We start from the raw sequence: 14,645 nt of genomic DNA, 5'->3' as shown, positions 1-14,645 counted from the left end.
CGTTGGCGGTGACGCTCAAGTCATCACCCGCCACGACAGTATTGCTGTCGAGACCGCCATGCACAGTGGCGGTGGTGTTGCCGTCGTAGACCTTGTTGTCGGCGGTGAATGCACCGCCAATCGCGCGTTGGGAGATGGTGTATGTCCCTTGGACATAACTGATGTCGTAGCCGAGCTGATCGGAGTAGAGGCCACTCATGCTAAGGGCATAGGCTCCGGCGTTACGGGCAGAGGTGCTACCATAGATCGGCGTGCCCAGGACCTGGGCACTACTAGCTGATAGCGTAAAGCCATTTCCGCTTACCGTAGCAATGCTCCCGTCGTAGACCCGGCCATTATCGTTCACCGTTGCATTCACTGGTTTGAGAAAGCTGCGCAGCAAAGGCGTCGTCTGCCCCTCGTATAGGCGCCAAGCCCTCCCGGTCCCGCCCGTAGCATCGATGTCCCAGTTCTGGAAAGTGGTGAGCGTGGTCAGCTCGCTCTGGCTCTTACCGATGCCAAAGCTGTTGTAATTGCTCGCATTATTAATGCCCGCGCCTGAGCTATCTGTGGTCGCGTAGAAGGAGTCGGTGATGGAATTGCCACTATGCTGCCCGAGCAAACCGCCAACGAAGGTCCGATTACCGCGTAAGGCTGTTGCGCTACCCAAGGCGTAGCTTTGCTGCACCGTACCTATATTGCTTGCAACCAAGCCGCCTGCGTAGTTCGAGTCGATGCCGTCACTGGCGGATGCATCTCCCACAGCGTAACTTTGATAGATGCTTCCCTGGGCATTAGTACCGACTAAACCGCCCGCTAACGCAGAAGTTTTACCTCCGGAGGCGATAACTGACGCTGTGGAATAGCTGCCGCTAATAGTCCCCCCTTGCGCGGTACCGTTCACAGTTATGAAGGTGTTATTGCCTACCAATCCTCCAGCGATATTTTGATCCGCGTTGGCGTCGCCAGTTGTAACGGAACCCGTGGAATAACTGCTGTCGATACTCCCCAAATTGCGCGCGGCGAGGCTACCAGCAAAATTATCATTGCCGCCGGAAGCCGAGAAAAAACCGTCAGTAAGGCCCAAGTGGGTCACATGAGCCCCGCTTCCTAAAGTGCCAAACAGTCCGGCCTCAGCGTTGGTGCTTTGCGAGGAGGCATGGACCGAGACCTGAAGCTTATCGATCAGGTGACCGCCACCGTCCAAAGAGCCTGTGAAAGGTCGATCGAAGTTGCCGATAGGCACAAATCCACTGCAAGAGGAATCACAGTTCCAGTTCTGGGTACCTACAGCCTGGATATCATTGGCCAGTTTGAAGTGGCTGCTCAGGAAACCTTGCATCCCCTGCACACCATAAACGTCGGTGAGCAGGTAAGGGTTGCTTGAACTTCCATCCCCCCCGTTCGCGCGCAGGAAGGAGCCGCCATTCAAGCGAAAGTCATGGGCCTGAAATGTTGGTAAGTTTGCACTGTTTTGAATCCAGGTTCCCTCTACAAAATTAAAAGTTCCCACGTCAATCGCGGCGTTGACGTTAACGTTGCGCGCTATATTCAGTGTCAGGCCGCCATTGACGGCGCTGATGGGCGCATTGATATTCAGGTCGCGCAACGTAAGCAGGCTCAGGGTAGTCGCGGCATTCCAGCTGATTGGCGCCTGGATATTCAGATCTCCAGGCTCGCTGCCTTGAGAGTCAGTTTGCAGAAGAATATTGGTGCTGGCCAGATTGGAGACGAGAGTGTCTGCACCAATGCCGCTGGTGGTTTGAGCTTGGCCACCCGCCGATACGGTGAAATCGGTGGGGTCGACAAGCCACTTGCCGGTCCGTCCCTTGGGCGCCTGAGTAGTGACTCGAGTCGCCGGTGCTATCTGTACCTGTGCACCACTCGTTTCGACGAAACCGCCGTTTCCACCGTTGATGGCGCTGGCATCCAGAGTGCCGGCCACCTCGGCACGCCCACCGTGCTCCAGATCGGCCAATAGCAGGATCTTGCCCTCGTGTTCCGCCACCGTGTGAGCCTGCAGCGTGCCAGTATTGCTCACCACTGCCGAGGCGAGAGCGTTGGCGCCCTGAGCATTGAGTACTATCTGCCCACCATCAGCGTAGATTGCACCGCCGTTACGGATGCTGGACTGCAACTCAGACGCACTGACGGCAATCTGCAGATGACCGTCGGCACCCGCTACGAAGCTGACTTCCTGACCGCCCGCGAGCACGACGTTGCCGTTATCGGCCGATATACTGCCGGTGTTGCCGACGGTTCGCCCCAGCAGTGCTACGGTGCCATTCTTGGCGCTGATATGACCTTGGTTGACAACCTCGCCCTTGCTCTGGTCTGTGAGCACGAATCGATCCCGCCCGGCCAGGAAGTCCTCGTTGGCAATATCCAGCGTCGAGGCGACCAGACCTCCCGTGTTCACTTGGGCGCTGGGGCCGAAGAGTACTCCTGCGCCGTTGACCAGGTAGACCCTGCCATTAGCGGAAAGGCTGCCCTGGATCAGCGATTGACCACCGCCGCCCGTGACACGATTAAGTGCTGTCGCATTCGAGCCTGGCTGGTTGAAGCGCACGCTTGCGTTCTGACCTATGTCGAAGGATTGCCAGTCAAGGATGGCACGATCGGAATGCTGCTCGACAACCAGCTGATTGTCCTGCTGATGAAGTAATGCCTGGCCGCCGACGACCTTCCCGCCTGCTGGCAGCGTGCCGGGTTCAAGAGCCAGGCTAGGCGCGGACACCACTAATAGGCTTACCATGACCGCCAGAGGGAGTGGATGGAACGTTTGTTCTCGATGTAGGACGTTAACCCTGAAAGTCCACCTCAACCACGCCGCATAATCGTAGTTCAGTGCGCGTGACGCCGCATGCCGGGGAGTTGCAATGGGGGCTTGTCGTTTCATGTTTATGTCCCGCGCAAAAGTCTGAGCAGTTGTGAGTCAATTAACCTAGAAGCTTTGACTGGCGGTGAGCCAGACACGCGGTCCGGTCGAGCCACCATCCTGGTCTTGATCGCTTCGGGTTCCACCGGGATTGTTGCCTAGCGGCACCGCGAATATCCCATTGATGGCGAAACCACGCGCATGGGTCCAGGCAAGACCGACGCCGCTAGCATAGAGGGGATAGGTGTTACGGCCGCTAGCTGCAGTATCCCAGCCTCGCCAGGGAGTCTGATGTTGGCGTATGACACCCGCATCAAAGAAGGCATAACCATCCAAGTTCGCAATACCCAGCATGGGTAGCAGGCTGTGCAGCTCCAGTTGCATCAGGGCACCACTGTCGCCACTGCCCTCGTTGACCGGATACCCCCTCACGCCGTAGGGGCCACCCAGGCTGAACTGTTGCGACGAGGCAAGGTTATTGAAAGCGAGTTGACTGGCGAAGCGTCCTCTCAGATAGAGCGCCGGAGCCAGTACCTGATCGCGGCGAAGTTCGACCCCAAGCGCAGCGAAGCCGCCTTCAACGCCCGCGCTTTGGGCGTCCTGATCACGGTCCGCGGCAATCCGCAGCGCGGCGCGCCCGCCCTCCAGTGAGAGCCTTCCAGTGGTGACACCGCCACCGCCCCAACCATCCCTGGCGTCGCCTCGCAGTTCGAGCGTCGCCAGTTGAATATCTCGCCGGCGCAGGGTGACGTCAAAGGCCTCGTCTTCCAGACGCGCATGGCTGACGTCCAGCCCCACCGTGACATTGCGTTCTGTGCTGCGCAACAATGGATAGTTTAGACCAGCATACAGGGTGCGACTCTGGCCGCGTGCGTCCAGCTCGGCAAACTCTTTACCTAGGTTGTAGTGCAACTGGCCATAACCGAGGTTGGCGCGTAGACCGTTATAACCTGCTGGCGCGCTATAGGAGACGCTTTCGTAGTCGAGTCGCTCACTAAGTACTCCACTGAGCTGTACCTGGTCACCAAAGCCGCTGGGGTTGTCGAGCCTGACGCTGCCGAAGCCCTGTCCATGACCGGTGAAACGGTTGCCAAAGTTGTTGGCACCGGCAACACCTGCGAATAAAGGCGTGTCGCTAATCTGCAACGCCAGATCACTTGTGCCGGGCGCCTGCCCTGGACGCAGCGTACCCTCAGCCCGAACTCCGGGTAGATCGTTGGCCAGCAATAGCCCGCGTTCAAGTTGTGAGAGTGAGTACGGCTCATCAGCATTGAGATCTCGGCTCACTAGAGTGGATACAAAGTCTCTGCGGACACGGCCTGTACCTGGCGCAACCTGCAGCCGTCCAAAGCGCCCTTCAACGATATTGATGCGCAGAGTACCGTCGCTGACATCCTGCGTAGGCAATTGCACTCTCACAAACCAGCCGCGCTCGCGGTAGTAGCCTACCAGTTGTTGTGCAGCGGCCTGCAATTCACTCAGGGTCAGAGGACGATTGAGGTAAGGGTCGAGTTGATGTGCAAGGTCGGTGACCGGGATCAGCTTGGCACCGGCAATGTTGATGTTCCGAATAACAACCTTGGGCCCGCGATGAGCGACGTCTGAAAGAGGGGCAGGTGAGGCAGGCGAAGGCGTAGCGACAGGCCTCTGCCGGATCTGATCTATCTGTCGCTGAAGCTGCCCCGCATCCGGCGCAACCTGGGCTTGAGAAGCTGCAGCATAGAACGCTGCTCCAATCAGAATCAGGGGTACGATGGGACTATCGCCGAGTGTGAGCGCTGCTCGCATAATGTTAGTCCTTTTGAAAATGCGGTCCGTTCTAGACCCTAATCTATTGCGTTTTGGCCTTTATCAGCCCGATAGACACTATCCAATATTGATAGGTTCACAGAGTAATTCGCCTAGGGAAGCTCTGGAGTAGAACTCAATTTTTGATGCCCTCGCGCCTTGACGCTCAAAAACGCTCGCCCGATAACATAGTCAGACTTTTCCCGCTTTTAACTCATCGATTTTTTTCGGACAGCACCTTCCAAGGCGTTGTTCCGCATTAAAGGCTCACCTCTCCCACATCCAGTAGCCGTCTTCGCACCATCCAAAGGTTCGACAGGGCAAGTAGAGTGACCTGTTGCTCGAGATTTTTGGTCAGCCCGCGAAACCGGACTTTTGTATAACCAAACTGGCGCGTGACAACCGGACTGGTTGTCCAACCTTCGCTCGTCCATGGGCTATCGCGAACTCGATCTTACGGTATACCCGTGTGATCAAACTTGTCTTGCCATGCTTTTTATAACTGCTTGGGCGTGCCGCGATCGACCAGGTCATCTGAGAATCCTGATACTCCTTACGCTTGTCTACGCCGGTGTAGCCTGTATCACCAATGACATAGGTTTCTCGCCGCGCAGCAACTGATCGAGTTGAGTTAAGTCCGCCACATTCGCCGCGGTGCCGACCAGGCGATGGACTAAACTAGACTCAGAATCGACGCCTATATACGCTTTCATGCCAAAAAATATTGATTTCTTTTCTTCGTCTGATGCATTTCGGGATCGCGTTTGCCGTCCATGTTCTTGGTCGAACTCAGCGCATGAATGATCGTCGCATCGACTACCGTGTCTTGGCTCAGCATCAAACAGCGATCCCCCAGACAGCCGTTGACGGCATGCAAAAATTCCGCCTGCAAGCTCGCGTTTTTTCAACAGACGCCGGAAGATGAGACTGGTGGCTTCTACGAGAATTCGATTTAGACTCAATCCCGCTAACAGGCGCAGGATCGTGATCTCTTAAAGCGCACCCTCCATCGCCGGAACGCTACAGCCGAACCAGCTCTGCATCAGATGAATACGCAGCACCGCTATTAATGGGTAGGCGGGACAGCCGCCGCCGGCCTTGGGGTAATGAGGATCGATCAGATTGATCAATCCCTTCCAGAGCACGACCTGATCCACTTCGCTCAGTAAACGCTTCTTCTGGGTTTGCTCACGTTAGCTGGAGTATTCGGCGTAGGCGAAGGTAATCTGCTTCATCAGGCGGCTCGGCGGCTGAGATCAGACACTTTGCCAAATCTGGAGGTCTTCTTCAGAGCTTCCATAAGTGAGTAAAGATATTCACGTGATTGCTATTTGAATGCGTTGCGCCATAACGGCAACCAATCCTTGAGCACGAGTCTGCCGGTCGAGGCTGACAAATAGTAGATGCCCCACGCCAAAAACCAGATTTTTCTGGATGTAATTATTGGCTGCTTGCACGATGATTATATCAATCGACATTAGATCAGGAGGATCAACTCCATAAATTTCGATTTCGGCCTAGTTTTATCTAATAATATTTAAATCGATCAGCTACTAATTATTTGCTCAAGTATTTTGCGCAAAAGTCACTATGCTTGATATTTTTATTGAAGCGTTATCTTGTAGTTCTTTGTGCAACTCATAACTCTTCAGCTAAAAAATTTGCCGAGCTTCGTCAGTAAGCATTCAAAAAAATTAAAGCGGCAAAAAAAATCAACTGGACTGCCAACCAAGAAATAGAGAGGCTTTTATGAATAGTAGTGTGCAGCATGACATCTCCTCCGATCTTTCCGCATTTATCGGAACTCACTTTGTTTACACTTATGACAATGGTTGGAAATACGAGTGGTACGCCCGCAACGACAATACATGCGACTATCGTATTCATCAGGGCCTTGTTGGTGGTCGGTGGGTAACTAACCAAAAAATGAATGCGGTGCAATTCGCTCCGGGCATCTATAAAGTTGACTGGCACGAACCGACGGGCACCTGTGTGAGTTTATTGTTTGACTTGAAGAGAAAGCTTATTCATGGAACAATTTTTTTCCCGCAGTGGATTGCAGGTGATGGTCAGCACCCTGAAAAAACCATCTGCTACCAGAATGAATTTATTGAAGATATGCATAGATTCCGCGATGAAGGTCCCGCATATCCTTATATCGTTATTCCTGAATTTGCTAAAGTAACCTACATGAAAAATGAGGGGGTTAACAACGAAGCCATCATCAATATGCCTCCAGGACAACTTCCTGATGATTTTTTCTCTAAAAAACAATTGAAACCCTGATGATTTCAGGTCACTTGTTGGCTTACAACAATAAACTCCAAGTTCGACCATCAGGAAATCGGTAACTTTCATAAATCAGCATAAAATTTTAGACTCTTTAATAATTATCGAGCAAGAAATATGAACGAAAAACTAAATATTAAAGTTTTCAATAATGGTGACGAACACGACGGTTTTGGTGTGAATTCAACAATCATCTATGGGCCGACAGAGGCCATGATCGTCGATGCTCAATTTACACTTGCAAATGCTCACCGGCTGGCAGCTGAGGCTATTGAAGTTGATCGTAAGATCAGCTTAATTTTTATCACTCACATGCACCCTGACCATTTTTTGGGGCTAAGCGTACTACATGAAGCGTTTCCGGAGGCGCGCGTCATCGCTTTCAGTAATTGCGCCGACCAGATCAATAGTGCGTACGACTTTAAGATTGAATATTGGGGTTACAAAGTACTTGGCAGAAATGGCTCAAAGTCTAAAGTCTTCGTGGAGCGTTTTGACGACTCTCAGCTTCTGCTGGACGGTTTCCCTATAAGCTTTTTCGGCCCAATGCGAGGGGATGCCAGTGAGTGCGTTGTAGTGTGGATCCAATCGATACGTACGCTGATAGCGGCTGACACAGTGTTTGACAAAGCACATGTATGGCTAGCCGATGCGCGCACCCCTGAGATGCGGGATGCATGGCTTGAAACGCTCGCCCTTCTGGAAAGCCTAAAGCCTGAAATTGTGGTGCCTGGGCATTCACCCAAGCATTCATCGCTATCGCCAAAAGCTATCAACTTCACACGGCAGTATATATTGGATTTTGAAGCCCAATGGAAACTGTCCAATAACTCGAAAGATTTAATTGAGCGTATGGACGCGCTGTATCCAGAACTGCCAGTAAAAATTTGCCTCGAATACGGTGCTAAAATCCTTAAAGATCAATGGTGCTGGGACGGCGATTGGCCCGAGTCATTGCGCCATACTAAATCGGTGATTTAACAGAATGCTTAGCTCCTATTAACAGCGCTCAATTTCGAATGCAGGGCATAGGAAACTTGCCCGAGGCATTGGCTGGCGCCGATTGACAAATGTCTCGGATCATGTATAGGCCCTTCAGTTAGAAATATCTATTTTATTTTCACCCTAAAGCTATTACGCCCGCAAAATTTCAAACTCAGAAGATATTTTCATGATTATAAAAAAATGGATAATTGCACTTATATCAGTTTTTCTGGCTGCATGTAATGCAGCTGGCGCAGGAAACTATCAGACCATTATTGATAAGGACACAGCAGAAAAAGTTGATCAGATTATCCGTTCAGACGTTATCCCTCTAGCTGGTGAGAGACACGGAGAAATTATCAGTCGCGTGTCTTCGAATTTTCTTGGGGTACCCTATCGCGCTGATACCCTGATAGGTGGTTCTGGCGTACCTGAAGCCCTTGTTGCAAACTTCAACGGGTTAGACTGTTTCACGTTGGTAGATTACGTCGAGGCCCTTAGCCGCAGTCGTGACCAGAAAGATTTTATGCATAGTCTCGCAAAAGTGCGCTACACCGGAAATAAAGTTGATTACCTCAGCCGTCGACATTTTTTTTCTGACTGGTTCGCCAACGCACCATACAACGCCAAAGATATCACTCCGCTTGTAAGCGCTGACTATAAAGTAATTGAAAAACAGCTTAACCGTAAACCGGATGGTGGTCAGTACATTACTGGCTTGGGCTTTCACACCCGAAAAATACAATTCATACCCGGAAGTGCCATTAACGAGAAGATATTGGATCGCCTGAAAAACGGTGATTATGTCGGTATTTATTCACCACTTGAAGGTCTCGACGTTTCGCACGTGGGGATCGTAATTCGTCACGACGGACAAGTCTGGTTCAGAAATGCTTCCTCTCTTGCCGTAAACAGGAAGGTGGTGGATGTACCCTTTCTTAAGTATGTGCGCCCTAAACCGGGCATCGTTGTCTTGCGGTCTGAGTTGCCAAGTACCGAAGCAGCTCTTTAGAGATTTTAAAGATACAAGAAAGCAGGAGCTCTTTTTCAGTCTGGGTATTTGCCTTGGTTAAGAGCTCCGTTAACCCATCTAGCCAACGATGAGCGGCGCGTTTAGGGAAATCCTGAAGTAAGTATCAACTTTTTATTCACTTGCGGCTTGATACTCAAAAAACACTCGCCTGATAGGATATTCAGACTTTTACCATTTTAACTCATCGAGTTTCCTTCGAACTGTAACTTTGCAAGGCGTTTTTCCGCATTTAAGGCACACCTCTCCTATAGCAAGTAGCCGTTTTCGCACCGTCCAAAGTTTCGATAGGGCAAATAGGATAGCCCGCTACGCGATTTTTTTAGCCAGCCCGCGAAACCGGAGTTTCGTGTAATCACACCCGAACTGGATGGCCCCACCTCGCTCGCACCTGGGCTATCGCGAACTCGATCTTACGGTGTACCCGTTTGATCAAAATTGTCTTGCCATACTTTTTGTAACTGCTTGAGCGTGCCGCGATCGCCAGATCATCTGATGATCCTCACGCTTGTCTACTCAGGTGTAGCCAGTATCACCAATGACATAGGTTTCCCCGTCGTGCAGCAACTGATCGACTTGAGTCAAGTCCGCCACATTCGCTGCGGTGCCGACCAGGCTATGGACTAAACCAGACTCGGCATCGACGTCGATATGCGCTTTATGCCAAAAAATATTGGTCTACTTTCTTCGTCTGATGCATTCGGGATCGCGTTTGCCATCCTTGCTCTTGGTCGAACTCGGCGCATAAATATCGTCGCATCGACTAACGAGTCTTGGCGCAGCATCAAATCGCGCCCCCAGACAGCCGTTGATGACCTGCAAGATCTCGCCTGTCAGCTCGTAGTTTTCAACAGCCGTCAGAAATTAAGAATGGTAGTTTCATCGAGAATCCGATCCAGACTTAATACCGAGAACTGACATAGGATCGTAGTCTCTTACGGCGCTTCCTCCGTCGCGGGATCTCTATAGCCGAACAAACTCTGCACCAGATGAATATGCAGCACCACATTAACGGACAGACGGGACGGCTAGGGTCGCCCTTGGGGCAATGAGGCGTGATCAGATTGATCAATCCCTTCGAGGGCACGATCTGACTCATTTCCATCAGGAAACGCTCTTTACGGGTTCGCTTGCGTTTGCCTGCGTACTCGGCTTCGGCGAGGTCTGCATCATCAGGCGTCTCGGAGGCTGAGATCAGACATTCTTCCAAATTTGAGGAGCTTCTTCAGCGTTTCCCGAGGGAGGCTAGGAAAAAGCTCAAAGGTAGTGAAATACATCACCATATGAACCGAATGCGGATTCCATGACTATCCGGACACCCATTCCACCGACATCCGGACACTGATTCCACACTGATCCGGACACTCATTCCACGAGCATCCGGACACCGATTCCACGGCCACCCGGATACTTTCAGGCAGGCAGCAACGCAGGATTATTCACTACCATCGACCTCTTTTATCGATGCGAAGAGGTCGTCGTGGAGCGTTTATCCATGCGTAAAATCCGAGAGGTACTAGGCCTAAAGTTCGACGCCGGCCTGTCCGTGCGCAAGATTGCTGCCAGCTTATCCATCGGCCATTCGAGCGCAGGGGACTACCTTTGCCGGTTCGCCGCCAGTGGGCTTCAGTGGCCCATCGATATTTCGGACGCTGAGCTGAATCGGCGGCTGTTTCCACCGGCGGTGCCGGTGCCCACCGACCAGCGCCCGATGCCTGACTGGGCATGGGTACACGCCGAATTGCGCCGCCCCGGCGTAACCCTGGCGCTGCTCTGGCAGGAATATCGACTCGCCCATCCACAAGGCTTCCAGTACAGCTGGTTCTGCGAGCACTACCGCCTTTGGGCCGCCAAGGTCGATGTGGTCATGCGCCAGGAACATCGGGCCGGTGAAAAGCTCTTCGTCGATTACGCCGGCCAGACCGCCCCAATCATCGACAGGAGCACTGGCGAGATCCGTCAGGCGCAGATCTTTGTCGCCGTCCTCGGTGGCTCCAGCTACACCTTTGCCGAGGCCACCTGGTCGCAAAAGCTCCCAGACTGGCTGGGCTCCCACGTGCGCTGCTTCGCTTTTCTTGGCGGCACATCGCAGATCCTGGTATCGGATAATCTACGCAGCGGCGTCACCAAGGCGCACCGCTACGAACCTGACATTAACCCCAGCTACCGCGACCTTGCAGAGCATTACGGCGTAGCCGTATTGCCTGCTCGCTCGCGCAAGGCAAGGGACAAAGCCAAGGTCGAAGTCGGCGTCCAGATCGTCGAGCGCTGGATCCTCGCCGTGCTGCGCAACCGCCAGTTTTTCTCGCTGGGCGAACTCAACACTGCCATCGCACTGCTACTGGATCGACTCAATCACAAGCCCTTCAAGAAGCTGCCCGGCTCACGCCGGTCGACCTTCGAGAGCATCGACCATCCGGCCCTGCAAGGGTTTCCGGAACACCCGTACGTCTACGCCGAATGGAAAAAAGTGCGCGTCCACATCGACTACCACGTCGAGGTTGATGGTCACTTCTACTCGGTTCCGTACCAACTGGTGAAGCACCAACTTGAAGTACGCCTTACGGCCCAGACCGTCGAATGCTTCCACGCCAACCAGCGCGTGGCCAGCCACCTTCGCTCGCAGCACAAAGGCCGCCACACCACTCAAACCGAGCACATGCCCAAGAGCCACCGCGAACACTCCGAGTGGACACCGCAACGGCTGATCCGCTGGGCCGAGCAGACCGGGCCCAACACCGCTGGCGTCATCGCCTACATCCTCGAACGCCGAATCCACCCACAGCACGGCTTCCGCGCCTGCCTGGGCATCCTGCGCCTGAGCAAACAGCAAGGCGAAGCGCGGCTGGAAGCCGCGTGCCAGCGTGCGCTGGCACTGGGCGCATGCAGTTACAAAAGCCTCGAATCGATCCTGCGCCAAGGGCTGGAGCGCCTGCCGCTGGCCCAGCAAAACCTGCCGCTACTGCCCGACGAGCACATCAACCTGCGTGGCCCGGGCTACTACCACTGACCTGAGAAAGGAGCTTCGAAATGCTACCGAATCCAACGCTCGACAAGCTACAAACCCTGCGCCTGCACGGCATGATTAAATCGCTGGGCGAGCAACACGCAACGCCCGATATCAATGATGTGAGCTTCGATGAACGCCTCTGCCTGATGGTCGACCGCGAGGTGACGGAGCGCGAAGACGCCCGCATGACCACTCGCCTCAAAGCGGCGCCGTTGCGCCACAACGCCTGCCTGGAAGACATCGACTACCGCAGCCCGCGTGGCCTGGACAAGGCCATGATCCTGCAACTGGGCAGTGGCCAGTGGCTGCGTGATGGCTTGAACTTGATCATCGGCGGGCCAACGGGCGTAGGCAAAACCTGGCTCGCCTGCGCACTGGCACACAAGGCCTGCCGCGACGGTTACAGCGTGCGCTATTTGCGTCTGCCGCGCTTGATGGAAGAACTGGGTCTGGCCCACGGCGACGGCCGCTTCGCCAAACTGATGGCCGGCTACGCAAAGACAGACCTGCTGATCCTGGACGACTTGGGCCTGGCACCGTTTACTGCGGCGCAGCGGCGCGACATGCTCGAACTGCTGGACGACCGCTACGGCAACCGCTCGACGCTGGTCACCAGCCAGATGCCGGTGGACAAATGGCATGCGCTGACCGGCGATCCGACCTTGGGCGATGCGATCCTCGACCGTCTGGTGCACAACGCTTATCGGATCGAACTGAAGGGCGAATCGATGCGCAGGCGCGCAACGAAATTGACGACGGCAGGGGCTTCAGACTAACAATGCAAACCTGCGTCGCTGCGCTCCGACTGCCTGCCCGAATGAGCGTGGAACGGGTGTCCGGATGTTGGCGGGCTGAGTGTCCGGATGGCGTGGAATCCGCAAACCGAACCTCGTATTAGCTCTAGGACCCTTTATGAACGTTGAATACGCCGGCAAACGGAAGCAAAACCGTGGGAGCCCTTCCTTACCGAGATGATCAGGCGGTGCCCTGGAGTGGTTTGTTGAGCTTGATCGAGTCCACCACCCAAAGAACGGCGGTGAGGGCACAGCCACATGGGCAGTGAGTGTTGTCCGGTTCGTTATGGATCAGTGTGCGTGGAAACTCAGCCGTTAATGCAGTGCGCTTGTGCTTCTGCTTTTTCTCGATCGTCGCTGGCACTGTTTGCAAGGCCTGAAGCTCTGCTTCAATCGCTGCGATATCGGTATCGATCAGGTCATCGAGCAGGCTGGCCTGCTCGGGATTTATCTGCTCGCTACGTTTGGCAAATTTCAAACGCTTGAGCTGGGCAATTTCGTGGGTTAGTTTCTCGATCAGCGTTTGGTCGCGGTTGATCTTCTTGCCCATCGTTTCAACGGTTTTACCCATCGTCTCAACTTGTTGGTCGAGCGTTTCTACGGTCTTGCCCAGCGTGTCGACCTGGTGGTCGAATGTCTCGACACGCTCCATCAACTGCGCCGCCAAGGCGCGCAGTTGTTAAGGGGTCAGGTGATCGAGATTGGGTAGCGAAGTCATGGGGCGGATTTTGCCAGAGCAGGTAATTCCCGGCGATAGATCGATAGGCTAATGGCAGCCATTAAAGCAGTGTGATCGAGCCTCCAGAACCTGCGCGTTGCCATGGCAGACCCAGCACTAACGCCTGAAGTTGCTCGGTATCCAGCTCCATCTCAGAACCGTGGCGAACGCCAGGCCAGTGGAACTTGCCTTGGTTTAACCGGCGCGCCGCCAGCCATATTCCGAGGCCGTCATGCACCGGCACTTTCATGCGATTGGCGCTGCAGTTCGCGAGCAGATAAGCACAGTGCGGCTGCGCCGCACCGAACACCGCAATAACCCTGGCTAACGCCGTCTCGGTGCCTGCGCGCATGTCCATCGGCTCGGTGGCGAGCTAGATGGAGTCGATACGAATCATCGCAGAAGGTCTCGAAGAAAGGTCGCTCAGGCAGCAGCATTTTCAGTGGGCCAGCTCACTTTTACGGTGCCGCGCGTGTGCTGTATTTCAACGCAGATATTTGATGATGATGATGGGTGGGATTTTGCCCCAGCCAGCGGCGACAGGGGTAATGGAATAAATGCAGGTTGCAGCGCTATGCTTTTCTGCGATTGCAGCCGAATCCATTTGTGGACGAGGTTTGCGTTGACGTTATGGCTGAGTGCGACGCTGGCAATCGAAGCACCAGGCTGGGCACACTCTTGAATGACTTGGGCTTTGAAGGAATTGGAATAAGAAAGGCGTGTTGGCTGCATGAAATACCCGCTAAAAAGGTTAGAACTGGTGCCTACTTAAATTTAAGTGCACACCATGTCTTGGCTTTGCGGGACTGAGTAGATGACTTGGCCGGACGCTTACGAAGTATCTGACGTCGCTCGCAACGCAAGATAAAAGCGGAAGTGGTGATTTACCTCTCAATGCGGTGATCGCGAGCCTTTCTAAACTGTTCTGGCCCGGCGGTCAGCTCCTTGAGTTCACGGAATTTGTCCAAGCTCTGGAAAACGAACAGAAGCGGATTCGCGCTCTTCAGAAAAAGCTTTCAGCAAGTATCCCATCGAGCATTGGAATGCAGCCTTAGTAGGACATGCATTTTTCCGTTTGCAGCCACCGCCGCGAGTCAGTTTGTAGTGGTCAACTAATCCCGGACACGACGTTAAGTTTTTTCTCGGCCTGAGCCGGGGCCAGTCCATTGTTGAAC

General features: G+C 53.8%; 9 protein-coding genes and 4 pseudogenes. 5 read left to right on the top strand and 8 right to left on the bottom strand.

The window, feature by feature from the left end:
- The 3 genes and pseudogenes from Q7C20_RS25855 to Q7C20_RS25845 all read right to left on the bottom strand — a co-directional run.
- On the bottom strand, positions 1 to 2,878 hold a 2,878-nt coding region (locus Q7C20_RS25855; RefSeq protein ID WP_375071067.1), incomplete at its 3' end, for a filamentous hemagglutinin N-terminal domain-containing protein.
- 45 nt (positions 2,879 to 2,923) lie between these two features.
- On the bottom strand, positions 2,924 to 4,645 hold the full coding sequence (locus tag Q7C20_RS25850; RefSeq protein ID WP_375071065.1) for a ShlB/FhaC/HecB family hemolysin secretion/activation protein: 1,722 nt from the start codon (positions 4,643 to 4,645) through the stop codon (positions 2,924 to 2,926).
- A gap of 259 nt (positions 4,646 to 4,904) precedes the next feature.
- Positions 4,905 to 5,811 (bottom strand): annotated as a pseudogene (locus Q7C20_RS25845) (IS5 family transposase).
- A gap of 583 nt (positions 5,812 to 6,394) precedes the next feature.
- Between Q7C20_RS25845 and Q7C20_RS25840 the strand changes: the two are divergent.
- From Q7C20_RS25840 to Q7C20_RS25830, 3 genes are all read left to right on the top strand, one after another.
- Positions 6,395 to 6,931: a phenolic acid decarboxylase gene (locus Q7C20_RS25840; protein WP_375071064.1), complete on the top strand. Its 537-nt coding sequence runs from the start codon at positions 6,395 to 6,397 to the stop codon at positions 6,929 to 6,931.
- 120 nt (positions 6,932 to 7,051) lie between these two features.
- Positions 7,052 to 7,915, top strand: a complete 864-nt coding sequence (locus tag Q7C20_RS25835) for an MBL fold metallo-hydrolase (RefSeq protein WP_375071063.1) — start codon at positions 7,052 to 7,054, stop codon at positions 7,913 to 7,915.
- A gap of 190 nt (positions 7,916 to 8,105) precedes the next feature.
- Positions 8,106 to 8,930 (top strand): DUF1460 domain-containing protein, encoded by an 825-nt coding sequence (locus tag Q7C20_RS25830; protein ID WP_375071062.1) that lies wholly within the window; start codon positions 8,106 to 8,108, stop codon positions 8,928 to 8,930.
- A gap of 252 nt (positions 8,931 to 9,182) precedes the next feature.
- Here Q7C20_RS25830 and Q7C20_RS25825 read toward each other — a convergent pair.
- Positions 9,183 to 10,143, bottom strand: a pseudogene (locus tag Q7C20_RS25825) (IS5 family transposase); the annotation flags it as partial.
- A 300-nt stretch (positions 10,144 to 10,443) separates the two neighbouring features.
- Here Q7C20_RS25825 and istA point away from each other — a divergent pair.
- Complete coding sequence (gene istA / locus Q7C20_RS25820; protein WP_375071061.1) at positions 10,444 to 11,958, top strand: IS21 family transposase; 1,515 nt, start codon at positions 10,444 to 10,446, stop codon at positions 11,956 to 11,958.
- 20 nt (positions 11,959 to 11,978) lie between these two features.
- Positions 11,979 to 12,734, top strand: a complete 756-nt coding sequence (gene istB, locus Q7C20_RS25815) for an IS21-like element ISPsy14 family helper ATPase IstB (protein WP_375071060.1) — start codon at positions 11,979 to 11,981, stop codon at positions 12,732 to 12,734.
- A 253-nt stretch (positions 12,735 to 12,987) separates the two neighbouring features.
- Here istB and Q7C20_RS25810 read toward each other — a convergent pair.
- The 4 genes and pseudogenes from Q7C20_RS25810 to Q7C20_RS25795 all read right to left on the bottom strand — a co-directional run.
- Positions 12,988 to 13,404, bottom strand: a pseudogene (locus Q7C20_RS25810) (transposase); the annotation flags it as partial.
- A 127-nt stretch (positions 13,405 to 13,531) separates the two neighbouring features.
- Positions 13,532 to 13,831 (bottom strand): annotated as a pseudogene (gene tnpB / locus Q7C20_RS25805) (IS66 family insertion sequence element accessory protein TnpB); the annotation flags it as partial.
- A 62-nt stretch (positions 13,832 to 13,893) separates the two neighbouring features.
- Positions 13,894 to 14,202 (bottom strand): transposase, encoded by a 309-nt coding sequence (locus tag Q7C20_RS25800; protein ID WP_375071059.1) that lies wholly within the window; start codon positions 14,200 to 14,202, stop codon positions 13,894 to 13,896.
- 219 nt (positions 14,203 to 14,421) lie between these two features.
- The coding region (locus tag Q7C20_RS25795) for a hypothetical protein (protein WP_375071058.1) at positions 14,422 to 14,645 on the bottom strand (224 nt) is incomplete at its 5' end.

This window comes from Pseudomonas sp. AMR01 (assembly GCF_041946035.1).
Lineage (GTDB): Bacteria > Pseudomonadota > Gammaproteobacteria > Pseudomonadales > Pseudomonadaceae > Aquipseudomonas > Aquipseudomonas antarctica_B.
The sequence above is the reverse complement of the archived record's forward strand: the minus strand, read 5'-3'. Positions and strand labels throughout refer to the sequence as shown.